Here is a 22,721-nt window from a genome sequence, read left to right on the forward strand (position 1 = left end):
GGGGCCTGTCCGGGTGCGGGGCCGGAGGGTCAGTGAGTGGTGAGCATTCCCTCGCGCAGCCGCGACAGGGTGCGGGTCAGCAGGCGCGAGACGTGCATCTGGGAGACGCCGAGGCGCTCGCCGATCTGCGACTGGGTCAGCTCGTCGACGAACCGCAGCTGGAGGATGAGCCGGTCGCGGTCCTCGAGTTCGGCGATGAGCGGGGCGAGGGCGTGGAAGTCCTCGACCAGCTCCATCGCGGGGTCCTCCTCGCCGATGAAGCTGGCGAGAGCGGTCTCGCCCTCGTCGGCGTCGCCGTGGATGGCGGCGTCGAGGGAGGTGGAGTTGTAGCCGTTGGAGGCCATGCGGGCCTCGATGACCTCGTCCTCGGTGAGGTTCATCAGGACGGCCAGCTCGGCGACCTTGGGAGCGCGCCCCAGGCGGGTGCTCAGCTCCTCGGTGGCCTTCGCGAGCTCGACGCGCGCCTCCTGGAGCCGGCGCGGCACGTGCACGGCCCACGAGGTGTCACGGAAGAACCGCTTGATCTCGCCGACGATGTACGGCACGGCGAAGGTGGCGAACTGGTTCTCGCGGCTCAGCTCGAAGCGGTCGATCGCCTTGATGAGGCCGATCATGCCGACCTGGACGATGTCCTCCATGTCGTCGCCGCGGTGGCGGAACCGGCCCGCCGCGTAGCGCACCAGCGACATGTTCATCTCGATGAGGGTGTTGCGCGCGTACTGGTACTCGGGGGTTCCCTCTTCCAGTACGGCGAGTTGAGCGAAGAACCGCGTCGACAGGTCGCGCGCGTCCTTCGGCGCGACCGTCTGCGGGTCGACGATCTCCGGCAGCCCCGCGAATCCGGCCTCCGTGTGTGTCCGGTCAGCCGTCGTCATGGTCGCCATCGTCGTCATCGTTGCCCTCCCTGGTCCGTCGGCCCTCTGCCATCCCCAACAGAAGCGTAGTCGGCGCCTACCCGGGTCTCACCGTCTCACTCCCCCTGGAACCCGACAATCTGTAAAGCCCACCCCAAGGATCTTCCGACGGCCGGTCCCGCGTGACGAGTGGTGACTCACGGTCCTCACAGTTGAGTGCGTTACAGCACCCGCTTCAGGGGCAACCGTTCATCCTGAACGAAAGCCACCCCGTACGAGGAGGGGCCTATGCGAACGCGTCATCCGCGAATCGACAACAGGCCGCCGGACCACGCCGTCTTCGACGCGCGGCCCGAGGCCGCCGCGGACGCACGGGATCTCGCCCACATGTTCATGAACAGTCTCGACCCGCCGATGGACACCCTGGCCGCGTCGAGCGTCGCCCTCGTGGTGTCCGAGCTCGTCACCAACGCCGTACGGCACGCGCACGGCGCGACCTGCTCGCTGCGCCTGTCGGCCCGGCACGGCACCGTCATCGTCGCGGTCACCGACCCCGACCCCCGGCCGCCGCGGGAGCGCGCGCCCGACCTGACGGGCGGAACCGGCGGCTTCGGCTGGCCGATGGTCCAGAACCTGGCCGACCGCGTCACCGTGAGCACGGGGCCGGGCGGCAAGACCGTACGGGCGGTGCTTCCTCGGTAGTGCTTCCTCGGTAGAGCTTCTCTGACAGTGCCTCCCCCGGTCGGCTATTCGCTCTCGTCGTCCTGCGGCGGATGTTGTCGCGGCAGGACCGGAGGCGGCTGCTGAGCCGGATCTCCCGGACCGCTCTCACGGGGCAGCGTCGGCTCGGGTGCCGAGGTCGGCGGCCAGACGGGGCGGTGCGCCGGGGGCAGGTCGAGCAGGGCGTGGGCGACCGTGCGCCGGGTGGGGAGGAGCTCCGAGCTTCCCGTCCCCACCAGCAGCTCCGTCAGGCGGCGGCCCGCACCGGCCAGGAGGAGTTTCCCGTCCCGGCGTCGCAGCAGCCAGCGGACGGCGAGCAGGCAGTTGAGACCTCGGGAGTCACAGAAGACGAGGGCTGTCACATCCAGCACCAGATGCCGGTGTCCGGCGTCGACACTGGCGGCGAGCGTGCTCAGGAAGAACGCCTCGCAGCTCTGGTCGAGTTCGCCACTGACCCGCAGCACCGCGCAGGCGTCGCAGTCGGTGACCTCGGTGATCGTCAGGCGGTGGGTCTGCGTGGACATCGCGCCTCCACCGTAGGCTCTCGGCGCCGTTCCGCGCGACACCCGTATGGGTGCGTGTGCCCCGGATTCCGGTGGGCAGCGGACCCGGATGAGATTCCTCGGTGACCTCGAACGCGCCATGGAGCGCTGGTCGGACGCCCTGTGGGAGCTGCTCATCCCGCCCGCGCGCGAGCAGGCCGAGGTGGTGGGGAGACTCCGTCGCGAGTGTGACGACCACGCGCTGATCCTTGACAGCCGCCGCACCCTGGTCCCCAACGCCTTCGTCATCGAACTCCCGCCGGAGTCCCACCGCCGGCTGACCCCCGACAGCGCGCTGCTGGCCGGACAGCTCGCGGCGCAGGTATGCCGGCACGCCGCGGAACAGGGGTACACCTTCGCCGGTCCGGTGGCGGTCCGGCTGGCCCCCGCACGGGCGGCGGGGGTCGACCGTTTCCGGGTCCGGAGCCGCATCGTGCCGGCCCAGGGCACCTCTCCCCAGGCCGTGTCGTCCAGTTCCCGGCTCCCGCGCGACGACACGCCCTAGCCCCGCCGCGGCCCGCGGCCACGCGGCACCCAGGTGGCTCCCAGGCTGTGCGGGTACGGTCCGCCGGGCGGCGCGGCGCCCGGGTGGGCGCCGGCGAGCGAGCCCCCGGGCCGCCGTGCACGGCCCGGGACGCGGTACGGAGGCGCCGGATCCGCCGTGGGCCGCGCCGCCCCTCTCGGTCATTCGGACAAGGGCTCCCCGTACGGGGCCGGACAGGCGGAACGGACACGTGACACGGGCCGGAAGCGTCGCCACCGGGCACCGGCAGCAGCACCAGCCACTCCCGCACGACCAGCTCCCGCCGGCGCGGGACGAGTCGCCGACCGCCTCCGGGGACGCGCCGCGCCGGCCCCGGCTGTACGTGATCGACGCGCTGCGGCTGATGGCGGCCCTGATGGTGGCGCTGCACCACTACATCGGCACCTACCGGGCCGACCGGCCGGGCAACCACATCTGGGACCGGCCGGTGTCGGAGATCTTCCCCAGCCTCTTCCCGGTCGCCGCGTACGGCTGGATCGGTGTCGAGTTCTTCTTCGTCATCAGCGGGTTCGTCATCTGTATGTCCAGCTGGGGCAGGCGGCCCAGGGAGTTCTTCGTCTCGCGGGTGATCCGCCTCTACCCGGCCTACTGGTTCGCGGTGCTGTTCACCACCGCGGTCCTCACCCTGTGGCCCGCGGAGTTCAGCGCCGTTCCGTCGGCGAAGGTCATCCTCAACCTCTCGATGCTCCAGCAGGGCGAGGGAGCGCCCGCGGTGGACGGCGTGTACTGGACACTCTGGTCCGAACTGCGGTTCTACGTCGTCTTCATGCTGGTGGTGGCGGCCGGGCTGACCTACCGCAGGGTCGTGCTGTTCTGCTGCGTCTGGGGCGCGCTGGCGGCGGTCGCGCACAACTCGGGGATCCCCTTGCTGGTGACGGTCGTCAACCCCGAGGCCGCCTGGTTCTTCATCGCCGGACTCGCCCTGTACCTCATGCACCGCTTCGGCCAGGACCTGCTGCTCTGGGGCATCCTGGGCCTCGCCTGGGTGATGTCCCAGAACCAACTGCTCGCCCGGATCAGCGTGGAGAAGGTCTCGGGCTGGTCCGGCTCCGTGATCCTCTACACGCTCTTCCTGCTCCTCATGACGGCCATCGCCCTCGGTGCGACCGACAGGTTCCGGTGGAGGTGGACGGCTACGGCGGGAGCGCTCACCTATCCCTTCTACCTCCTCCACTACGGCGTCGGCACCACGCTGATCCACCACCTGCACGACCGCGTCGACGCCCGCCTCCTGGTCCCCGCCGTCATCGCCGCGATGCTCGCCCTGAGCTGGCTAGTCCACCGCTTCGTCGAGGTCCCACTGTCCCGGAGACTCAAACGGGGCCTGAACGGGGCGTTCAGCAGACTGGACGCCAGGCACTGACCAAGCCCTTAGGGGCTGTCGTCCGCGAGCCGCAGCCAGTCACCGGTGTCCCGATGACGGTCGAGTCCTACGGCCTGGAACTCGTCCCCGATCGCGCCGGCCACCGCGCCGAGCCGCCGGAGCGCCTGGGACAGAGGGCTCCCGGCGGAGGACCACGGCCGGTCCTCGGGTTTGTGCAGCGGCCCGAGTGCGACGGCCCCGTCGGCCCAGACGACGGCGCGTTGTTCGCCCACGCCGCCGAAGTACTCGGCCTCGACGTAGGCGACCGGACCGACGGCGGACCACCGGGCGAGCCGTCCGTCGAAGCCTTTCGGCAGCCGCCAGAATCCCAGCGACCCCTCCGCACCGCTGTGACCGTCACGAGCGCCGTCACCGCCGTCCGTGACCGCGTCGAAGAGCCGGTCCGTCATCGGCATCAGCGCCAGGCCCTGGGCGAGCGGCACCACAGCTGCCACTGTCCCTACCCCTGCCCCACTCTCGGCGAGCTCCCGTGAGACGGCTCGCAGCAACTCGTCCCGGGCGACGACCGCCTCAAGTACATAAGCCACGCCTGGCCTCCCACCCCGGTCGGAGAGCTCATCATGCACCCCGCCGCGTCCGGAGCCCCGGCGGGTCGGCAAGGACGTACGGCCGCCTCCGCCCGCCGGATCAGGCGGTGTGGAAGTAGTGCCCCTTCTCCAGGTCCTCAAGGAGTCCGGGACGGGTCGGCTGCCAGCCGAGGGACTCGCGGGTGTGCGCGCTGGAGACGGGGCTGTCGACTCCCAGGAAGCCGCTGAGCCAGGTGAAGTGCCCGGCCGCGTCCTCGTCGGGGACGGAGACCACGGGGACGTCGAGGTGACGTCCGATCACCTCGGCGATGTCGCGGATCCGCACGCCCTCGTCGGCGACGGCGTGCAGGGTCGATCCCGCCGGGGCCCTCTCCAGAGCCAGGGCGATGAGGTGCGCGGTGTCGAGCCGGTGCACGGCGGGCCAGCGGCTGGAGCCGTCCCCGAGGTAGCCGGACACGCCCTTCGCGCGGGCGATGCCGACCAGGGCCGTCATGAAGCCGTTGTCACCTTCGCCGTGGTTGGTCGGGGGGAGCCGTACGACGCAGGAGCGGACGCCGCGGTCGGCGAAGGAGAGCGCGAGCTCGGAGGTGGCGAGCCGCAGCCGCGGCCCCTCGTCCCCGGAGGCCGCCGCCATGTCGGAGCCGTGCCCGTCCTCCTCGGTCGCCACCCGGCCGGGCGCGATCCCGATCGTCCCGGCAGCCATCAGGAACGGCCGGTCCGTGCCCGCGAGCGCCTCGCCGAAGGCCTCGACGGCGCGGCGGTCCGCCAGGGCGGCGTCCTGGAAGCCGCCCGAGAAGGCGATGTCGTGCTTGAACGCGAGATGGATCACGCCGTCCGACGCGGCGGCGGCCGCACGCAGGCCGTCGAGGTCGTCGAGGTCGCCGCGGCACACCTCCGCCCCCGCCGCCACGAGGGCGGCGGCCGAGGCGTCCGAGCGGGCGAGCCCGGTGACCTGATGACCCGCGCCGATGAGCTCGGGAACGACCGCGGAACCGATCCAGCCGGACGCACCCGTCATGAACACACGCATGGGAAACCTCCTGAGTAGGCCGACCGCCCGCGCCACGCCGGACGCGACGAGACAGGCGATGTCAGCGACTGTCATCACCCTACATCTGATGCCAGTCACTGTCATCACATAGAATCAGCGCCATGAGTCGATGGGAGCCGAACGCGCGCGGCCGGCTGGAGAAGGCCGCACTTGAGCTCTACAGCGAGCGCGGGTTCGAACAGACCACCGTGACCGAGATCGCCAAGCGGGCCGGTCTCACGGAACGGACCTTCTTCCGGCACTACGCCGACAAGCGCGAGGTCCTCTTCGCGGGCTCGGCGATGCTGGAGGAACTCATGGTGGGAGCCCTTGAGAGCGCCCCGGACTCCGCGACCCCGATCGACGCGGTGGCACTGGCCCTCGACGCCGCCGCGACGGCCTTCGAGGAGCGCCACGCACACGCCCGGCAGCGCCAGAAGGTCATCGCCGCGAACGCGGAGCTGCGCGAGCGCGAGCTGATCAAGCTCGCCACGCTCTCCGCGGCGCTGGCCGACGCCCTGCGCCGCCGCGGTGTCACCGACCCGGCCGCGAGCCTGGCCGCCGAGGCGGGGATCGCCGTCTTCAAGATCGGGTTCGAGCGGTGGGTCGGCGAAAGCGACCCGCAGGGCATGTCGCGGATCATGAGGGAGTCGTTCGACGAGCTCAAGGCCGTGACCGCGGGCGACTAGGCCTGCCCATACGGCAGTTCCCGCCATCGCCGGTGAGGCGGACAGGGGGTGCCACAACCCCGGAAACCCGGCCGGACCACCCGACCACCCGACCGCGAAGGATCAGCGGACCGCGACGGGCCGCCGCTCCTCGACGGCCGGCTCCTCGGCCGCCCTCTCCTTGCGGTAGGCGCGGATCGAGTACGTCAGGGCGGCGGCCCACAGCGCGTACAGGAGGACGTACACCGGGGTGCTGACCGAGCTCGACGCCCCGATCCAGTCGCTCTTGAGGAGCGTACGGACGTTGGTGACGATGATGATGCCGCCGACCGCGGAGCCGAGGACGCGCGGCGGGACCAGCCGGACCAGCCAGGCGGCGAGCGGCGCGGCGACGACTCCGCCGAGCAGGAAGGCCGCGACCCAGCCCCAGTTGAGGCCCTGGGAGCCGAGGGAGAAGAGGAAGCCGAGGCTCGCTGCGACGGCAACCAGGAACTCGCTGGTGTCGATCGAGCCGATCACCTTGCGCGGCTCCATCCGGCCGCTGGCGAGCAGCGCGGGCGTACCGACGGGACCCCAGCCGCCTCCGCCGGTCGCGTCCAGGAAGCCGGCGACCAGGCCGAGCGGGGCGAGGAACCGTTTGCGGAGCGGCTTGCCGAGGTTGCCCTTGGGCATGCCGCGGAAGGTGAAGCGGGACATGACGTACAGGCCCAGGCCGAACAGGATCAGCGACATCACGGGCTCGGCGACCTCGGTGGAGAGGTGGGAGAGCGCGGTCGCGCCGAGGAAGGAGCCGACGGCGCCCGGCACGCCGATGCGGGCGACGACCTTCCAGTCCACGTTGCCGAAGCGCCAGTGCGAGGCGCCCGACATCAGGGTGGTGCCGATCTCGGAGAGGTGGACCGTGGCGGAGGCCAGGGCCGGGTTGGTGCCCATGGCGAGCAGCAGGGTGGTGGAGGTGACGCCGTAGGCCATGCCCAGGCTGCCGTCCACGAGCTGGGCGCCCAGGCCGGCGAGGGCCAGCAGGATGAGCGTGCGCAAGGGGAGCCGTCCCGTCGTTCTCGGTGTCCGGACTTCCCGTCCGGTCGACAGGAATGAACGGGACGTGACGTTAAGGGCTGAACCTGAGCGCGGCCTTGGTGCCGCATGAGGACGCTTCACAGACGGAACCCGTCCTTCCGCCGGACGGCCTCACCTCGGGGACCGCGGCCTGGCAGCTCAGGGTGTCCCGGGCCGCCACGCCGGGGCCGACGGGGAATCCCCGGACGTGCGGGCCGCCCGTACCGGGTAATCCGCCCGCGCCGAGGTCGCCGTACCGCCATTACGGGACGAATCGACCTGGACAATGGCCGCCCGAGCCGCCGCTGTCCAGGAGAGATCCACATGGTGTTGAGCAGACGTACCTTCGGCGCACTGGCCACGACCACCGCGCTCGGGCTCTCGCTGGGGAGCGGGGGGAGCGCGTACGCCGCCGGGACCGTGCCCACCGGGCCCGCGCCGGGCACGCCGGGCGCCGACGGCGAGCGGCACACCATCGGCTTCGACAGGTACTCGATGCTCATCGACGGCAGACGCGTCGTCCTCTGGTCGGGCGAGGTCCACCCCTTCCGGCTGCCGAGCCCCTCCCTGTGGCGGGACGTCCTGCAGAAGCTGCGCGCCCACGGCTTCAACACGATCAGCGTCTACGTGTCCTGGAACTACCACTCCCCCGCGCCCGGGACCTACGACTTCACCGGCGTCCGCGACCTGGACCTGTTCCTGCGGACGGCCGCCGAGACGGGGCTGTACGTGATCGTGCGTCCCGGCCCGTACATCAACGCCGAGGTGGACGCGGGCGGTTTCCCCGGCTGGCTGACCGTCACCGAGGGCACGGCGCGGACCTCGGACCCGGCCTACCTCGGGCACGTCGACGAGTGGCTGACCGCGGTCGACCGGATCGTCGCCCGGCACCTCCACAGCGACGGCGGCGGCACCGTCGTCCTCTACCAGTTGGAGAACGAGTACGCGGACCACGTCGACAGCCCTCTCGGCCGCGACTACATGGCCCACCTGTACGCCAAGGTCCGCGCCGACGGCATCGACGTGCCGCTGTTCCACAACGACAAGGGCAGGAACGGTCATTGGGCGCCGGGCACCTTCGACACGGGCGGGGAGAGGGGGCGTTACCTGTATGGCTTCGACGGGTATCCCTCGCCCGCCCAACCCCCTCCGGACTGGGGCTACTTCGGTGCCGGCGGTACGAAGGGGGGCTCGACCGCGAGTCCCCGTACGCCGGGGTTCATGGCCGAGTTCGGGGGCGGCTGGTTCGACCCGTGGGGCGGCGCCGAGTTCGGCGGCAAGGGGTACGCGGAGTCGGCCAGGACGCGTGACGCGGCGTACGAGAGGCGGTTCTACCTCACCAACCTCGCCAACGGCATCAAGATCCACAACGTCTACATGACCTTCGGCGGCACGTCCTGGGGCTGGCTGCCCGCGCCGGTCGTCTACACCTCCTACGACTACGGCGCCGCCCTCGACGAGGCACGCCGGCCGACTCCCAAGCTGGTCCCGATGCACCAGATCGGGCAGTTGCTGCGTTCCGTGCCCGACCTGGCCAAGCTGGACCGCGCCGGTCCCGTCACCGGAACGGATCCGCGGCTCACGGTGTATCCCCTGGTCAACCCGGACACCGGCGCGCGTTTCCACGTCGTGCGCAACGACGGGACGGCGGAGGTGACGACGCGGGTCCCGCTCGCTCGGCTCCCGCTCACCGTGCCCGCGCGCGACGCGCGACTGCTGGCCGCCGGGATCTCCCTGGGGCGGCGGAAGCTGGTGTACTCCACCGCGCAGCCGATGCTGTGGCTCACGGCGGGGCGGCAGGACATCGCGGTGCTCACCGGCCGCTCCGGGGAGAACACCGAGACCGCGCTGGAGTGCGCGAGCGAACCGACGGTCACCGTGCGGGCGGGGGACGCGGATCACACGTACGAGAGTGGCGTGCTGCGGATCCACGCCCGACTCGGCGGTCTCACGCGGGTGTTGGTGGAGGGCGGCGGTGTGCGGGCGCCGCTGCTGCTGCTTCTCGCCGACGACGAGACCTCCGGGCGGCTGTGGCGGTACGACACCCCGTCGGGCCCGGTGCTGGTGCACGGCCCCGCGCTGCTGCGCACCGCCCACCTGCGCGGCTCAGCCGTGGAGCTCACCGGGGACACCGTGGAGGCGGCGGAGCTGGAGGTGTGGGGGCCGCGCGGGATGAGTGAAGTCCGTTGGAATCAGCGCGGCTTGCGGACGCGGGCCACGGATTCCGGGAGTCTGCGGGTCGAACGGCGGCTGCCGGGGGTGCCGGAGGTCCCGCTTCCCGCGCTGACCGGCTGGCGGCGGCGCGAGGAGAACCCGGAGTCCGCCACCGGATTCGACGACTCGGGATGGCGGGTGGCGGACCGGACCTCCTCGCACAGCACCACTCCCGTACCGGCCGGACAACCCGTGCTGTTCGCCGACGACTACGGCTTCCACTACGGAGACGTCTGGTACCGGGGGCACTTCGAGGGCTCCGCCGAGTCGGTGTCCCTCGCCTTCACCACGGGCACCCAGGGTCTGCTGATGGCCTGGCTCGACGGGCGGCCACTGGGCTCGCACCGGATGCCGGTGCCGGACAAGAGGACGGTCAGGCAGGGGACTTGGGACGCCACGGTGACCTTCCCCCTCCCCGCGGGCGAGGGGTCACGGGTGCTCTCCGTGCTCGTCCGCCGTATGCAGCACGACCAGGACGGGAAGGCGGACGACACCCACAAGGCGGCCCGCGGTCTGACCGCGGTGACCTTCAACGGCGCCTCTCCCGAAGTTACTTGGCGAATCCAGGGAGGGACGGCCGCCGATCCGGTGCGCGGGCCGCTCAACCACGGGGGCCTGCACGGGGAGCGCGAGGGCTGGCATCTGCCCGGGTTCGCCGACGGCGACTGGAAGAGGGCCCGCTTCCCGCGGGCCGAGCGGCGGCAGGGCGTCGTCTGGTACCGCACCGCGTTCCGGCTCGCCGTGGACCCCGGCGTCGACGCCTCGGTCGGCCTCACCCTCACCGACGACCCGGACCGCGCCTACCGCGTCCAGATCTTCCTGAACGGCTGGAACATGGGCCAGTACATCAACGACGTGGGCCCCCAGCACACCTTCGTGCTGCCGAACGGCCTGCTGCGCACCCGGGGTTCGAACACGCTGGCCCTCGCCGTGCTTTCCGACGGGACCACGCCCTCGGGTCCCGGCGAGGTGGAGCTGACGCTGATGGGCAGCGCGGCCGGCGGAGTACCGGTGACCGTGGTGGACTCCCCCGGCCGCGCCACCGGCTAGCCGAGCCGGATCACGTTCCAGGACAGCGGCTCCAGGACGGCGGTCAGCGTGCCGTCCTGGAGACCGGTCCCCTCGACCCGGTGCGGGGTGACCCGCTCCTGGTCCGCCGCGGTGTTGACGGCGTCCGGGTCGGCGTCGGCGATCGCGCTGTGCTCGATCACCTTCGTCAACCCGAGTCCGTTCAAAGCGACTTCGAGCGGCAGCGGTTCGCTCTGGCCGCGGTTGACCGCGAAGACGGTGACCGAACCGTCCTCGGCGCGCACGGCGGTGGCGTGCAGCAGGTCCGTCTCGCCGTACTTCCTGGTCTCGTACGTCGGTGAGTCGACGCGTACGTCGAGCACCTGGCCGCGCCCGTACTGCGAGGCCTGCGCGAAGGGGAAGAAGGTCGTCTGCCGCCAGGCCGGGCCGCCCGGCTCCGTCATGATCGGGGCGATGACGTTGACGAGTTGGGCGAGGCAGGCGACCGTCACCCGGTCCGCGTGCCGCAGCAGCGCGATGAGCAGCGAGCCGAAGACGACGGCGTCCGTGACGGAGTAGACGTCCTCCAGGATGCGCGGGGCCTCCTGCCAGTCCTCGACGGGGTGCGGGTTCGGCCGGCTCTGGTACCAGACGTTCCACTCGTCGAAGGAGAGGTTGATCTTCTTCTTCGACTTGAGACGGGCGCCCACGTGGTCGCAGGTCGCCACGACGTTCTCGATGAAGGACTCGGTGTCGACGGCGGAGGCCAGGAAGGAGTCCCGGTCGCCGTCGGTCTCCTCGTAGTAGGCGTGCAGGGAGATGTGGTCGACGAGGTCGTACGTCTCCTGGAGCACGGTCGCCTCCCAGGCGGCGAACGTCTCCATGCCCTGTCCCGAGGAGCCGCACGCGACGAGTTCGAGGTCCGGCTCGATCTGCCGCATCGCGCGGGCGGTCTCGGCGGCGAGACGGCCGTACTCCTCGGCCGTCTTGTGCCCCGTCTGCCAGGGGCCGTCCATCTCGTTGCCCAGGCACCACAGCCGGATCCCGAAGGGGGCCTTGTCGCCGTGGGTGACGCGGAGGTCGGACAGGGCGGTGCCGGCCGGGTGGTTGGCGTACTCCTGGAGTTCCAGGGCCTCGGCGACGCCCCGGGTGCCGAGGTTGACGGCCATCATGGGCTCGGCCTGGGGGCCGACCTTCCGGAGGAACGCGATGTACTCGGAGAGGCCGAAGCGGTTGCTCTCCGTGGAGCGCCAGGCGAGGTCCAGGCGGCGGGGGCGGTCCTTTGCCGGGCCGACCGAGTCCTCCCACTTGTAGCCGGAGACGAAGTTGCCTCCGGGGTAGCGGATGGTGGTGACACCGAGTTCCCGGACCAGGTCGAGGACGTCCTGGCGCAGACCCTCCTCGTCGGCGGTGGGGTGGTCCGGCTCGAAGATTCCGGTGTACACGCAGCGGCCGAGGTGTTCCACGAACGAGCCGAAGAGACGGGGGTTCACGTCGCCTACGGTGAAGGCGGGGTCGAGGGTGAAACTAGCCTTGTCGTGCATGGGCGCCTTTCGGGACGGTGGTTCCTGTTTCGTGGGGGATGGGGGTGCGGCTCCGCGCTCCTAGGCCACCCGCGGCCAGCCGCTCGGCGTCCAGGCCAGCCGGTTGAGCCCCAGCTTCGGGGTGCCGGCGTCCTGCGCGTCGTAGTAGTGGTAGGCAAGCCAGTCCTGGCCCCGGTCGCGGAAGACCGACTGGCCGCCGGTTCCCACGTACCTGCCGTGACCGGCCAGCAGGAGGTCGCCGCCGCCGTTCAGGAGGGACCTGCCCGCGCTGTCCACGTACGGGCCGGTGACGCTCGTGGACCTGCCGACCCTGATCTTGTAGGTCGAGTTCACGCCCGCGCAGCACGCGTCGTAGGAGGCGAAGAGGTAGTAGTGGCCGCCGCGTCGGAGGATGTACGGGCCCTCGACCGCGTACGGGGCGTCCGGGCGGGTCGCCAGGTGGTGGACGGTCGCGCCGGAGACCGCCTTTCCGGTGGTCCGGTTCAGCTCGACCATGCGGATGCCGGTCCAGTACGAGCCGAACGCCATCCACAGTCGGCCGCCGGCGCTGGTGATCGCCGGGTCGATGGCGTTCCAACTGTCGGTCGTCTCCGAGGAGAAGACCTTGCCCTGGTCGGTCCAGGTGCCTGGGCGGCCGGACGCGGAGGTGGCGACGCCGATCGCGGAGTGGTTGGTGCCCCAGGAGGAGACCGCGTAGTACAGCCAGTACCTGCCCGCGCGGTAGGAGATGTCGGGGGCCCACGGGTCGCCGGTGTCGTTGTACTGGTACCACCAGCTCGGCGGCGAGGCGAAGGCGTTGCCCGCGTCGTTCCAGTGCCGGCCGTCCGCCGACAGGCGGGCGCCGATCACCCCGCCGGTCGAATAGCCCGCGTACTCACCGGAGTTGAGGCGGATGACGGTCGGGTCGTGGATGATCCGCTGTCCGGTGATCGCCACGGGGTCGGGATAGGTCTCCGCCTGTGCCGTCGCCGGCAGCAGGGCGAGGAGGGCGGCGGCGAGTACCGCGGCGAGCTTGGTGTGCTTCAACTGGTAGCTCCTTGTCGGGAGTTACTGGCCCGCGAGACCGGTGTGCGCGACACCCGCGACGATCTGGCGCTGGAAGAAGACGAAGACGACGATCAGCGGCAGGCCCGCCATCAGGCCGCCCGCCATGAGCTGGGCCCACTGGATGCCGTAGGAGTTCATGACGGTCGCGATGCCGTTCGGCATGGTCATCAGGTCGGGGTTGTTGGTCACCATGTACGGCCACAGGAAGTTGTTCCAGGACGCGATGAAGGTGAAGATGCCGACCGCGGCGAGGGAGGGGCGGGAGAGCGGGAGCACGATGGTGAAGAAGACCCGCCAGCGGCCCGCGCCGTCGATGAACGCGGCCTCCTCCAGCTCCCTGGGGATGCCCTGGAAGAACTTGTAGAGGATGTACACCATCGCGGCGGGCGCGCACTGGGGCAGGATCATGCCCCAGTAGGTGTCGACCATCCCCATCTGCTGGACGGTCGTGAAGAGGGGGACGCCGAGCACCGCGGGCGAGACCATCAGGCCGGTCATCACCAGGCCCAGCAGAGCGTTCTTGCCGCGGAACTCGGTGCGGGCGAAGCCGTATCCGGCGAGGGCGCTGACGGACAGCACCACGAACGTCACGCAGACCGAGACCACCAGCGAGTTCACGAACCAGTTGGTGATGTTGCCGGTCTCGAAGATGGCCCGCCACGCCTGGGTCGTCCACTCGTCCGGCAGCCAGTGCGTGGGCACCTCGACGGCCTCGGTCTCGGACTTCAGGGAGGTGAACAGGGCCCAGAGGAGCGGCGCGAGGAACACCGCGGAGACGGCGGTGGCGATGAGCGTGAGCACGATCTGGCTGGCTGTCCAGGACCTGCGGGGCCTCGCGCGTACGAGTGGCGCGCCGCCTGTGGGTACCAGGGCCTCGTCGCGTGTCTGTGCGGCGGTGCTCATCGGCCGCCCTCCTCACGGTTGCGCAGCAGCCACATCCGCGCGAGGGCGACGGCCGCGATGATCACGAAGAAGATGATGGAGATCGCGGAGGCGTAGCCGACGCGGTAGCTGGTGAAGCCCTCTTCGAGGGTGTACTGCACGAACGTCCTGGTGGAGCCCTCGGGTCCGGGCAGGAAGTCCATCATCACGACGGCCTGGTCGAAGACCTGGAGCGAGGCGAGGATCTGCAGGGCGAGGACGAGGCCGGTGATGTTGCGCAGCATCGGCAGGGTGATGTGGAGCATGCGGTGCCAGGCGTTCGCGCCGTCCAGCTTGGCGGCCTCGTAGAGGTGCGCGGGGATGCCCTGGAGGGCGGCGAGGTAGAGCAGGAAGCTGAAGCCGACCGTCCACCACAGGGTGCAGATGACGACGGCGAGCATCGCGTACGACTTGTCGTTCAGCCACGGGGTCTCGGTGCCGAGGACGTGGTTGACCATGCCGGTGCCGGGGTTGAACAGCCACTGCCACAGGTTGGCGGCGACGGTCGACGGCAGCAGGAACGGGGCGAAGAAGCACAACCGCCACAGCCACTTGGCGCGCTCGATGTGGTGGGCGAGCATCGCGAGGAGGAAGGCGAGGACGGTGATGCAGGGCACGACCAGGAGCGTGAAGTACGCGCTGTGGCCCAGCGATTCCCACACCAGTGGGTCGTCGAGGGCTTCGCGGTAGTTGTCCAGGCCGACGAAGTTCGTGGCGTCGCCGGAGATGTTGGCGTCCGTGAAGCTGAGGTACACGCCGCGCAGCAGCGGCCAGATCACGAAGAGCACGAACAGCACCAGGAACGGGGCGACGAACCAGGCGCCGTGCTGGAAGCCCTGCTTGCGGCGGACGGTGGCGCTGTGTGCGGCGGTCCGGGCCCGGGTGGGTGTGATGACGGTCTGTGCGCTGGTCGTGGTCATGCGACCGCACCTCCTTGCGCGGCGGTCCGGCCGTCCATGGGGTTCCTGGAGGCGAGCAGCTCGGTGAGCGTGCTCTTCATGGAGCGGGCGGCGGCGTCCGGCTTGGCGGAGCCCATCGTCGAGGAGACGACGATCGGGCCGACGCGCTGGGCGAGGATGCCGGTCGAGCCCGCGAACCACACCTTGGGCTCGGTGGCCTGGTGGTCCATCGCGGTGACGTACTCGTTCTGCGGGCTCAGTTCCCGGTACGCCGTCGTGGACAGGGTCGGGGTGTAGGCGGGGATGTGCCCGCCGGCCGCCCACTGCTGGGCGTGCTGGACGATGTAGGCGGCGAGCTGGTGCGCGCCCTCGTTGGTGTCGCCGCCGCGCCCGGACTGGTGGGGAAGGACGAAGGCGTGCGACTCGGCGTGGGTGGCCGGCTCGCCGAAGACGGGCGGCAGCGGGGTGGCACCGTACTCGATCTTCGCGCCGTCGAAGACGGGCACCGACCAGTTGCCCTCCCAGACGAACGGGCCGCCGTTGACGAACTGTTCGGCGCCCGCGCCGCCCGCGAAGCCCGGGTTCGCATACCCGTCGGTGACGTGCCGGCGCAGGAACTCCAGTACCTGGGTGGCCTTGTCGGTGTCGAAGGTGACCTCGGTGTCGGCGTCGTCGAACCAGGTGCCGCCGAGCTGGGTGTAGAAGGCGACGAAGAACCACCACTGGAAGTTCTGGTCGCTGGACCACATGCCGATGGTCTGGAGGCCCTTCTCGGTGGCGGCCCTGGCCTCCTTGAGGACGTCGAACCATTCGTCGGTCGACGTCACGGGCACCATGCGGCCGTCGGCGCCGAGCAGTCCCGCCTTCTTCAGCACGTCCTTGCGGTAGAAGCAGAGCTGGACGTGGATGTCGAGGGGGAGGGCGTAGAGCTTGCCGTCGATGACGGCGCGTTTCCACAGCTCGGGGTTGAAGTCGGCTTCCCGCACGCCGTACTTGGCGAGCAGTTCGACGTCCCAGGGGTCCAGGAGCCGGCCCGGCGAGAAGCCGGTCACCCGGCCCAGGTGCATGACGCCGAGGTCGGGGGCGCGGTTGCCCGCCGCCGCCATGGCCAGTTTGGTGTAGAAGGGGCTCCCCCACTGGAGGGTGGAGTCCTTGACGTCGATGCCGGGGTTCGCCTCGCGGAAGGCGTCCAGCATCGCGATCATGTTGTAGCCGTCGCCGCCGCTGAAGAGGTTCCAGTAGCGGACGCGGGTGTCGGCGCCGGAGGCGAGCGCGTCCGCTCCGGTGCCGAGCGCGGCGAATCCGAGGCTCCCCGCGACCGTCAGCCCGCTCAGTCCCGCCAGGAAATGCCTGCGATTCAGGCCAGGTCGTCCCATGCCCTGCCCCATCTGTTCGAGATTTCGATGAATGCTCGTAACTTCGAACGGACCGTAGATAGGAAGCGTTTACTCGTCAATGGTTTGCGCAAAAACAGCGGCCCCCGTCCGGAGATCCGGACGGGGGCAACAGGTGCTTCGCGGGCCGCGGTTGGCGCTGTCAGCCGGCGAACAGGGGCTGGGGCAGGCCCTTTCCGGCGCCGGGGACCACCAGCACCGAGCCCGAGAGCGGATGCGGCGCCTCAAGGCCCGTACGGGCGGTGGTGATGTAGAGGTCGGTGAGGTCGGCGCCGCCGAACGCGCAGGCGGTGGGGCGCGGTACGGGCAGTTCGACCACGCGGTCGAGGTGCCCTTCCGGGGTGTAGCGGCGGACCGCGCCGCCGTCCCAGAGGGCCACCCAGACGCAGCCCTCGGCGTCGACGGTGAGCCCGTCCGGGAAGCCCTCATCGACCATCGCCAACTGCCGCCTGTTGAGCGGCAGTCCGTCCTCACCCACGTCGAACACGTCGAGCCTGCGGGTCGGCGAGTCGATGTAGTACATCAGCCGGCCGTCGGGGCTCCAGCCGGTGCCGTTGCTGACGGCGACGGAGTCCAGGACGGTCCTGGCGGTGCCGTCGGGGGCGAGCCGGGACAGGCTGCCGCCGCCCGGCGCCTCGTCGTAGCGCATGGTGCCGAACCACAGGGCGCCGTCCGGCGCGACCGCCGCGTCGTTGCCCCGGCGGCCGGGGACGACCTCGCGGTGCAGCCACCGGAAGCCGTCGATGCCGTCGTAGAGCGCCACGCCGTCACGGAGGTTGACCACCAGACCGCCGCCCGCGCGCGGCTTCGCGGCGCCCACGTGCTGCTCGGTGACCATGACCGTGCGCCGCCCGCCGGCCGGGTCGTAGGTGTGGATCCGCGAGCCGAGGATGTCGACCCAGATCAGCCGCTGCTCCCGGGAGTCCCACGTGGGGCCCTCTCCCAGCGCCGCCCGCTCACGGACGGCGACCTCGACCGCCGTCATCCCACGCTCCGGTGGCCGAGCCGCTCGGACAGGTCGGCGGCGCCCTTCACGGCGAGCTGCTCCAGTTCGTCCCGGCGCTCGTCGCTCCAGCGGATCATCGGTACGGAGATGGAGAGGGCGGCGACGACCTGGCCCGTGCGGTCGCGCACCGGGGCGGCGACGCAGCTGACGTCCGGGTTGGACTCGCGGCTCTCCACGGCGGTGCCCCGGCCGCGGATCTCGTCCAGGGCCTCGCGCAGCGCGGCGGGATCGGTGATGCTGTTGGGCGTCATCGCGACCAGCTCGGCGTCGTCGGGGACGCGGGAGTTCAGCTCGGGTCCGGAGAGCGAGGCGAGCAGCATCTTGCCGACGGAGGTGCAGTGGGCGGGCAGCCGGCGGCCGGCGGCGGACACCATGCGCACCGCGTGCGTGGAGTCCACCTTCGCGATGTAGATGACGTCGGTGCCCTCCAGGATGGCCACGTGCACGGTCTCGTCGCAGGTCTCGGCGACCGTGCGGGCGACCTGCTGGCCCTCGGCGGCGAGGTCGAGCTGCTCGGCGTACCGGCTGCCGAGCTGGTACGGCCGCACACCGAGCCGGTAGCGTCCGGGCTGGCCCGGGACCTGCACGATGTACGAACGGGCGGCGAGCGTGGTGACCAGTTCGTGCACGGTCGTGCGCGGCAGTTGGAGCCTGCGCACGATGTCGGGGGCGGAGAGCGTGCCGTCCCCGTCGAGGAAGAGCTCGAGTATGTCCAGAGCTCGGGTCACGGCGGGTACTAGTCGTCCCACAACCGGCCCCCTCCCTTGTGTTCGAAATTTCAACAGACGATCGGCATGGCGAACACAGGTTACTCATAGTGGCGTTGGGTGGGCAATGGGTGTGCGCTGTGAGTGACGGTGGCGCACCTGAGTGACACCTGACCACCGCTGTGGCCCGTGGTGTCCGCCGCCGTGGTCCCGGACGGCCCGCTACCTCCGTGTCCGGGGGTCGCCGAGTACACCGCGCAGGCGTTGCGCCCTGAGCACCAGCTCCAGCTCGAAGCGGCGGTCGGGGTCGTCGACCTCGTCGCCCCACAGTTCCCGGATCTGCCGCAGGCGGTAGCGGACGGTCTGCGGGTGGACGCCGAGGCGGGCCGCGACCTCGGGGGCGCCACCGCGCGTTTCCAGCCAGGCGAGCAGGGTCTCGGCGAGGCGTCTGCCGTGGGTGGGACCGCAGTGCGCGAGCGGCGCGAGGCAGCGCAGGGCGAGGTCGTCGATGAGCTCCTCGGGCTGGAGGAGGACGAGTGCCTCGGTGTGTTCCGTGCAGTGCAGGACCTCGCCCGCCGGGAGCAGGCGCCGCTCCATCAGGCGTACGGCGGCCTCCGCCCAGCGCAGCGACTTCGCGGCGTCGGCGAGCGGCACCGGGGGGCCGATGGCGCCGGACCAGCCGGTCAGCGCGCGGTGCAGCAGTTCGGGGCGGCCCGCCGCGTCCGGTTCGGGCACGACCATGCGGGGCTGCTCGTACTCCATGTCGAGCAGCACGCCCTGGCTCACTGCGGGGGCGACGGCCTCGCGGGCGGGGCGCAGCAGTACGCCGACGGCGACCTTGTCGGGCAGCGGCCAGCCGATGCGGGCGGCGCGTTCGACGAGCGCTTCGGCGATGTCACCGCGGTGGTGGTGCTCGGAGAGCAGGAGTTCCATCAGCCGGCGCTGGAGGCGCAGGCGTTCGCCGGCCTGGCGGGCGGCGGCCTCGGCGTAGCCGCGTACGGACTGGTTGACCAGGCCGTCGAGGTACTCGTAGCCGGCGTCGACGAGTTCGTACATCGCCGGTGGCGGGATCTCGACGCGCTGGCCGATCTCGGCGAAGCGGCGCCAGGCGAGCCGCACGCCGAGCCGGTAGATCGCCTGGAGCGAGTCGAGGCTGCGGCCGTTGAGTCCCTCGCCGCGGCCGAACTCCTGGAAGACCTCGGGGTGGACGCGGGGGCGGCCCTCGGCGGTCTCCAGGTGCTGCACGAACACCTCGATGGCCCGGCGGATGCCGATCAGCGCCATCGGCTCGCCCGAGTCGTCGAGGAAGACGGGCAGCGTGGGGTACTCCTGGCGGATCTGCTGAAGGATCTCCTCCGCGAGCACCGGCGCCTCGGCCATCGCGAGCGCCGCGAACTGGCGCACCTGGTGGCGCGGCACGTCCCGCCACGCCGAACCCGTCGTGACGGTCGCGGGGCGGGGGGTCACCTGGGGGCTCCGGGGGGTCGTGGTCGGGGGGTTGCCTTCGAGGGCTCGGGGGGTCGCGGTCGGGAGGATGCCCTCGTCAGCCCGGGAGGCCGCAGCCGGGCAGCCTGGTCCAGCGCCCCGGCGGACAGAGGGGCGGCGGTCGCCGTGGGCGGCACGCTGGCGGACGCCGTGGGCGGCACGTCGGCGGTCACGGCGGGCGGCAGACCGGCGGTCGCCGTGGGCGGCACGCCGGCGGTCACGGCGGGCGGCACGCCGACGGTCACCGTGGGCGGCAGACCGGCGGTCGCCCTGGGCGGGGTGCACGGGGTCGGCCTCGGCGGTCCTGTGCGGGGTGGGCGAGACGTCGCTGTCGGGGTTCCCGCTCGCGGCGGGCGGGCTCGCACGTCAGCGCTCCTGCCCGGCGTTCTCGTAGGTGATCAGCGGGGTGTTCGGCTGGTCGGGGGTCGCTTCGAGCAGCGCGACGATGCCGAGGGCCGTACCCACCGCGAGTGCGGCGGCAGCCAGGACGGTCAGTGCGGCGGCGAGCAGTCTGGACATCGCGGGTCAGCCTCTCTGTCGGAGGTCGTCCCCACCCCGGCCGCTCCGCCCGCGGCCATGGTTCTCCCATGGCCGTGCGGTCGGCGGCCCCTGCCCGTTCCCCGTGGTGCGTTCCCGATGTTCGCCGGTCCCGTCCGGCAAGTCCACAGTCTCGACAATGCATTGACACTCCGTCAAGGGTGCGCCTACGGTTCCCGGCCCATACCGCAGGTGCACTTTCCCCACGGTGTCGACCCGCCGCCCGAACCCGCGTGTCGAGCCGCCTCACGCCCTCTGGAGTGCCCGGATGCACCGGAAAGCCTCGCCCGTCTCCCTGATCCTGCTGGGCCTCGGGACCTTTCTCCTCGTGCTGGCCCCGCTGCTCGCGTGGTACGTGAAACCACATGCCGCCGTGAATCCCATCGACATCGACCAGACCGCCGTCTACACCGGCACCGGCAGCGTCTTCGACGTCGAGAAGGTCGAGACCGTGCCCGGCCGGCGGATCACCGTCACCCAGCGGGTACGCGGCGACGTCGCCGCCAGCGAGACCAGCGGAAACGCGGTCTGGGACGTGACGACCACGGTCGACACGGACAAGTCGCTGCCCGCCGACGACCCGCACGACGCGCTGGAGTTCACCCCGCACCGGTGGGTCAGCGACCGGACGACCAACAAGCCGGTGCACTGCTGCCGGGAGAAGCCGTACATCCAGGGCGAGGCGTACCTCAAGTTCCCCTTCGACGTGCAGAAACGGGCGTACCGCTGGTGGGACAACTCCCTCGGCGCGACGGTCACCCTGAACTACCGGGGCGTCAAGAAGGTCCAGGGCTACGAGGGTTACCGGTTCACCGGCACGGTCCCGGCCACCAAGACCGGAACCCGGCTGGTACCGGGCGCGATCGTGGGCCAGCCGGAGCGCAGCCAGGTGCTCGCCGAGGAGTGGTACGCCAACCACGGCGTCGAACTCGTCGTCGACCAGCGCACAGGACGTGTGCTGTACGCGCAGACCGGACCCCGCAAGACGCTGCGCGCACCGGGCGGCACCGAGGACGCGGCGGTGCTGCTGGACTCCGAGAAGCTCGCCTTCACCACGGACACCCAGAAGTTCGCGGTGGACCGGGCCGACGAGGAGAGCGCCCAACTGGGGCTCGTGGGGCAGACGTTGCCGATCGGGGCGGGTGCGCTGGGGCTGGCGCTGGCCGCGGTGGGGGTCGTTTTGGTGGTACGCGGGCGTCCACATCCCGATACGCCCGAGTCATCCCAGCCTGCGTCCACGATGTGATGAAGCGTCAGCTCACAAACCCCGGAAATTATCACCTCGGTGAGTAGCCGCACGGATGCGCTGGGCGAAAACTGTCCACCCCCACCCGAACACAGCCCGCCCACATCCCCGATACAGCCAGTACCCCCGAAACGCACAGACCCGCACTTCCCGTAGGACCAACCCTCGATATCCGTACCTCGTCCGACCCCCCACGCTGAGATCCGCACCCTGAGACGAGTTGGAGCACACATGCCCCAGCACGTACCGTCCTCGCTGCGCCCGGCGTCCCCGCGCCCCGCGCAGCTCCTCGCGGCGCTTCCCCAGGCGCCGCGCCGTATCGTCTTCCTCGCTCGCCGGGATCTCGACAACCCGGCGGCCGGCGGCTCCGAGCTGCTGGTCGACCGCCTCGCCGAGGGGCTGACCCAACTCGGCCACCAGGTCACCCTGCTGTGCGGCGGGCCCGCGGCCTATCGCGACTACCGGGTCGTGTCGGCGGGCGGCGACCTGGGGCACTATCTGCGCGCCCGCCCCACGTTCCACCGCCAGGTGGGCGACTGCGACCTGCTGGTCGAGGTGTCCAACGGCATGCCGTACCTGGCGCCGCTGTGGCACCGTGGACCCACCCTCTGCCTGGTCAACCACGTGCACACCGACCTGTGGCGGATGCGGTTCGGCGGACCGCTGGCGCCCGCCGCCCGGATCGGCCGAAGACTTGAGCACTGGGCGCTGGCGGGCGCCCCGCAGCGCCGCAACCTGCTGGTCGCCGTCTCCCCCTCGACCGCGCACGCGCTGCGCGACATCGGCGTCGAGCGCGACCGGATCCGGGTCGTGCACAACGGCGTCGAGGAACCGGGCCCCCGGGCCCCGCGATCCCCGGAGCCGCTGTTCGTGGCGATGGGCCGGCTCGTGGAGTACAAGCGGATCGATCTGCTGCTGCGGCTGTGGGAGCGGGTCCGCCCGGTCACCGGCGGCCGACTGGTGATCGTCGGCGACGGCCCCGAGCGGGAGCGTCTGGAACAACTCGCCGGTCCCGGCGTGGAGTTCGCAGGCCATGTCCCCGAGGCCGAGAAGCACCGGCTGTTGTGCGCGGCCTGGCTGCTGCTGCACCCCTCGGCGGTGGAGGGCTGGGGCCTCGTGGTCACCGAGGCCGCGGTCCGCGAGACCCCGGCGGTCGCCTTCGACGTACCCGGTCTGCGCGACTCGGTGGTCGACGGCGAGACGGGCGTACTGGCCCGCGGCGAGTCCTCGTTCGCGGCGGCCTGGTGCACTCTCGCCCTGTCCGCGCACCGCCGGACCCTGATGGGCCGGGCGGCCCGCGACCGCGCCGCGCAGTTCCGCTGGAACCACACGGTCCGCCGGTTCAGGGCGGTGGCCGCGGAGGCGGTGAGGGGCTGGACCCCGTGAGC

Annotated in this window: 21 protein-coding genes; 7 read left to right on the plus strand and 14 right to left on the minus strand. The window is 71.2% G+C overall.

Features of this window, described 5'->3' with window-relative positions; translation table 11 throughout:
- Window positions 1-29 precede the first annotated feature (29 nt).
- Window positions 30-875 carry an RNA polymerase sigma factor SigF gene (locus tag ACIP79_RS15595; protein WP_401223355.1) on the minus strand — a complete coding sequence of 282 codons (846 nt, stop codon included), beginning with the start codon at window positions 873-875 and terminating at the stop codon, window positions 30-32.
- Window positions 876-1,142: 267 nt separating this feature from the next.
- On the opposite strand from ACIP79_RS15595, the gene ACIP79_RS15600 reads away from it, so the two are divergent.
- Window positions 1,143-1,556 (plus strand): ATP-binding protein, encoded by a 414-nt coding sequence (locus tag ACIP79_RS15600; RefSeq protein ID WP_401223357.1) that lies wholly within the window; start codon window positions 1,143-1,145, stop codon window positions 1,554-1,556.
- A 44-nt stretch (window positions 1,557-1,600) separates the two neighbouring features.
- Here ACIP79_RS15600 and ACIP79_RS15605 read toward each other — a convergent pair whose 3' ends face one another.
- A complete protein-coding gene (locus tag ACIP79_RS15605; protein ID WP_401223359.1) occupies window positions 1,601-2,098 on the minus strand; it encodes an STAS domain-containing protein in 498 nt (165 codons plus the stop codon).
- Between the two features lie 88 nt (window positions 2,099-2,186).
- Between ACIP79_RS15605 and ACIP79_RS15610 the strand changes: the two genes are divergently transcribed.
- Together ACIP79_RS15610 and ACIP79_RS15615 are read left to right on the plus strand one after the other, a co-directional pair.
- Window positions 2,187-2,621 carry a DUF3662 domain-containing protein gene (locus ACIP79_RS15610; protein ID WP_401223361.1) on the plus strand — a complete coding sequence of 145 codons (435 nt, stop codon included), beginning with the start codon at window positions 2,187-2,189 and terminating at the stop codon, window positions 2,619-2,621.
- Between the two features lie 229 nt (window positions 2,622-2,850).
- Entirely contained in the window at window positions 2,851-4,023 is a 1,173-nt protein-coding gene (locus ACIP79_RS15615; protein WP_401223363.1) for an acyltransferase family protein, read from the plus strand.
- Window positions 4,024-4,031: 8 nt separating this feature from the next.
- Here the strand turns inward: ACIP79_RS15615 and ACIP79_RS15620 are convergent, their stop codons facing one another.
- Both ACIP79_RS15620 and ACIP79_RS15625 read right to left on the minus strand, forming a co-directional pair.
- Window positions 4,032-4,571: a hypothetical protein gene (locus ACIP79_RS15620; RefSeq protein ID WP_401223365.1), complete on the minus strand. Its 540-nt coding sequence runs from the start codon at window positions 4,569-4,571 to the stop codon at window positions 4,032-4,034.
- Window positions 4,572-4,671: 100 nt separating this feature from the next.
- Window positions 4,672-5,601, minus strand: coding sequence for an SDR family oxidoreductase (locus tag ACIP79_RS15625; protein WP_401223367.1), 930 nt, complete (start codon window positions 5,599-5,601; stop codon window positions 4,672-4,674).
- A 122-nt stretch (window positions 5,602-5,723) separates the two neighbouring features.
- On the opposite strand from ACIP79_RS15625, the gene ACIP79_RS15630 reads away from it, so the two are divergent.
- On the plus strand, window positions 5,724-6,290 hold the full coding sequence (locus ACIP79_RS15630; protein WP_401223369.1) for a TetR family transcriptional regulator: 567 nt from the start codon (window positions 5,724-5,726) through the stop codon (window positions 6,288-6,290).
- A gap of 102 nt (window positions 6,291-6,392) precedes the next feature.
- Here ACIP79_RS15630 and ACIP79_RS15635 read toward each other — a convergent pair whose 3' ends face one another.
- Window positions 6,393-7,307, minus strand: coding sequence for a sulfite exporter TauE/SafE family protein (locus ACIP79_RS15635; RefSeq protein WP_401223371.1), 915 nt, complete (start codon window positions 7,305-7,307; stop codon window positions 6,393-6,395).
- A 342-nt stretch (window positions 7,308-7,649) separates the two neighbouring features.
- On the opposite strand from ACIP79_RS15635, the gene ACIP79_RS15640 reads away from it, so the two are divergent.
- Window positions 7,650-10,589, plus strand: coding sequence for a beta-galactosidase (locus ACIP79_RS15640; RefSeq protein ID WP_401223372.1), 2,940 nt, complete (start codon window positions 7,650-7,652; stop codon window positions 10,587-10,589).
- On the opposite strand, the gene ACIP79_RS15645 is transcribed toward ACIP79_RS15640, so the two are convergent.
- The 9 genes from ACIP79_RS15645 to ACIP79_RS15685 form a co-directional block, all read right to left on the minus strand.
- The gene (locus tag ACIP79_RS15645; RefSeq protein ID WP_401223374.1) at window positions 10,586-12,091 is read right to left on the minus strand and encodes an alpha-N-arabinofuranosidase; all 1,506 of its coding nucleotides are present in this window, start codon (window positions 12,089-12,091) and stop codon (window positions 10,586-10,588) included. The two genes, ACIP79_RS15640 and ACIP79_RS15645, sit on opposite strands and share 4 nt — an antisense overlap.
- A 60-nt stretch (window positions 12,092-12,151) precedes the next feature.
- Window positions 12,152-13,117: an arabinan endo-1,5-alpha-L-arabinosidase gene (locus tag ACIP79_RS15650; protein ID WP_401223376.1), complete on the minus strand. Its 966-nt coding sequence runs from the start codon at window positions 13,115-13,117 to the stop codon at window positions 12,152-12,154.
- A 21-nt stretch (window positions 13,118-13,138) separates the two neighbouring features.
- Entirely contained in the window at window positions 13,139-14,041 is a 903-nt protein-coding gene (locus ACIP79_RS15655; RefSeq protein WP_401223378.1) for a carbohydrate ABC transporter permease, read from the minus strand.
- Window positions 14,038-14,979 (minus strand): carbohydrate ABC transporter permease, encoded by a 942-nt coding sequence (locus ACIP79_RS15660; protein WP_383680309.1) that lies wholly within the window; start codon window positions 14,977-14,979, stop codon window positions 14,038-14,040. The genes ACIP79_RS15655 and ACIP79_RS15660 overlap by 4 nt, the downstream gene beginning before the upstream one ends.
- Window positions 14,976-16,334, minus strand: a complete 1,359-nt coding sequence (locus tag ACIP79_RS15665) for an extracellular solute-binding protein (protein WP_401223380.1) — start codon at window positions 16,332-16,334, stop codon at window positions 14,976-14,978. The genes ACIP79_RS15660 and ACIP79_RS15665 overlap by 4 nt, the downstream gene beginning before the upstream one ends.
- 160 nt (window positions 16,335-16,494) lie before the next feature.
- Window positions 16,495-17,337 carry an SMP-30/gluconolactonase/LRE family protein gene (locus ACIP79_RS15670; RefSeq protein WP_401223382.1) on the minus strand — a complete coding sequence of 281 codons (843 nt, stop codon included), beginning with the start codon at window positions 17,335-17,337 and terminating at the stop codon, window positions 16,495-16,497.
- Complete coding sequence (locus ACIP79_RS15675) at window positions 17,334-18,107, minus strand: IclR family transcriptional regulator (protein WP_401223384.1); 774 nt, start codon at window positions 18,105-18,107, stop codon at window positions 17,334-17,336. Before ACIP79_RS15675 ends, ACIP79_RS15670 begins: the two co-directional genes overlap by 4 nt.
- Window positions 18,108-18,287: 180 nt before the next feature.
- Window positions 18,288-19,532 (minus strand): helix-turn-helix domain-containing protein, encoded by a 1,245-nt coding sequence (locus ACIP79_RS15680; RefSeq protein WP_401223386.1) that lies wholly within the window; start codon window positions 19,530-19,532, stop codon window positions 18,288-18,290.
- 384 nt (window positions 19,533-19,916) lie between these two features.
- Window positions 19,917-20,069: a hypothetical protein gene (locus ACIP79_RS15685; protein WP_383680316.1), complete on the minus strand. Its 153-nt coding sequence runs from the start codon at window positions 20,067-20,069 to the stop codon at window positions 19,917-19,919.
- A 286-nt stretch (window positions 20,070-20,355) separates the two neighbouring features.
- Here ACIP79_RS15685 and ACIP79_RS15690 point away from each other — a divergent pair, with 286 nt between their 5' ends.
- Both ACIP79_RS15690 and ACIP79_RS15695 read left to right on the plus strand, forming a co-directional pair.
- Entirely contained in the window at window positions 20,356-21,333 is a 978-nt protein-coding gene (locus tag ACIP79_RS15690; RefSeq protein ID WP_401223388.1) for a DUF3068 domain-containing protein, read from the plus strand.
- Window positions 21,334-21,564: 231 nt separating this feature from the next.
- A complete protein-coding gene (locus tag ACIP79_RS15695) occupies window positions 21,565-22,719 on the plus strand; it encodes a glycosyltransferase family 4 protein (protein WP_401223389.1) in 1,155 nt (384 codons plus the stop codon).
- Window positions 22,720-22,721 lie beyond the last annotated feature (2 nt).

The organism is Streptomyces sp. NPDC088747 (assembly GCF_044751025.1).
Classification (GTDB): Bacteria; Actinomycetota; Actinomycetes; order Streptomycetales; family Streptomycetaceae; genus Streptomyces.

Excerpts from the sequence above, each read along its gene's own strand:
- ACIP79_RS15595 (WP_401223355.1), bottom strand. The coding sequence starts at position 875 with ATGACGACGGCTGACCGGACACACACGGAGGCCGGATTCGCGGGGCTG.
- ACIP79_RS15600 (WP_401223357.1), top strand. The coding sequence starts at position 1,143 with ATGCGAACGCGTCATCCGCGAATCGACAACAGGCCGCCGGACCACGCC.
- ACIP79_RS15605 (WP_401223359.1), bottom strand. The coding sequence starts at position 2,098 with ATGTCCACGCAGACCCACCGCCTGACGATCACCGAGGTCACCGACTGC.
- ACIP79_RS15610 (WP_401223361.1), top strand. The coding sequence starts at position 2,187 with ATGAGATTCCTCGGTGACCTCGAACGCGCCATGGAGCGCTGGTCGGAC.
- ACIP79_RS15625 (WP_401223367.1), bottom strand. The coding sequence starts at position 5,601 with ATGCGTGTGTTCATGACGGGTGCGTCCGGCTGGATCGGTTCCGCGGTC.
- ACIP79_RS15630 (WP_401223369.1), top strand. The coding sequence starts at position 5,724 with ATGAGTCGATGGGAGCCGAACGCGCGCGGCCGGCTGGAGAAGGCCGCA.
- ACIP79_RS15640 (WP_401223372.1), top strand. The coding sequence starts at position 7,650 with ATGGTGTTGAGCAGACGTACCTTCGGCGCACTGGCCACGACCACCGCG.
- ACIP79_RS15645 (WP_401223374.1), bottom strand. The coding sequence starts at position 12,091 with ATGCACGACAAGGCTAGTTTCACCCTCGACCCCGCCTTCACCGTAGGC.
- ACIP79_RS15655 (WP_401223378.1), bottom strand. The coding sequence starts at position 14,041 with ATGAGCACCGCCGCACAGACACGCGACGAGGCCCTGGTACCCACAGGC.
- ACIP79_RS15660 (WP_383680309.1), bottom strand. The coding sequence starts at position 14,979 with ATGACCACGACCAGCGCACAGACCGTCATCACACCCACCCGGGCCCGG.
- ACIP79_RS15665 (WP_401223380.1), bottom strand. The coding sequence starts at position 16,334 with ATGGGACGACCTGGCCTGAATCGCAGGCATTTCCTGGCGGGACTGAGC.
- ACIP79_RS15670 (WP_401223382.1), bottom strand. The coding sequence starts at position 17,337 with ATGACGGCGGTCGAGGTCGCCGTCCGTGAGCGGGCGGCGCTGGGAGAG.
- ACIP79_RS15685 (WP_383680316.1), bottom strand. The coding sequence starts at position 20,069 with ATGTCCAGACTGCTCGCCGCCGCACTGACCGTCCTGGCTGCCGCCGCA.
- ACIP79_RS15690 (WP_401223388.1), top strand. The coding sequence starts at position 20,356 with ATGCACCGGAAAGCCTCGCCCGTCTCCCTGATCCTGCTGGGCCTCGGG.
- ACIP79_RS15695 (WP_401223389.1), top strand. The coding sequence starts at position 21,565 with ATGCCCCAGCACGTACCGTCCTCGCTGCGCCCGGCGTCCCCGCGCCCC.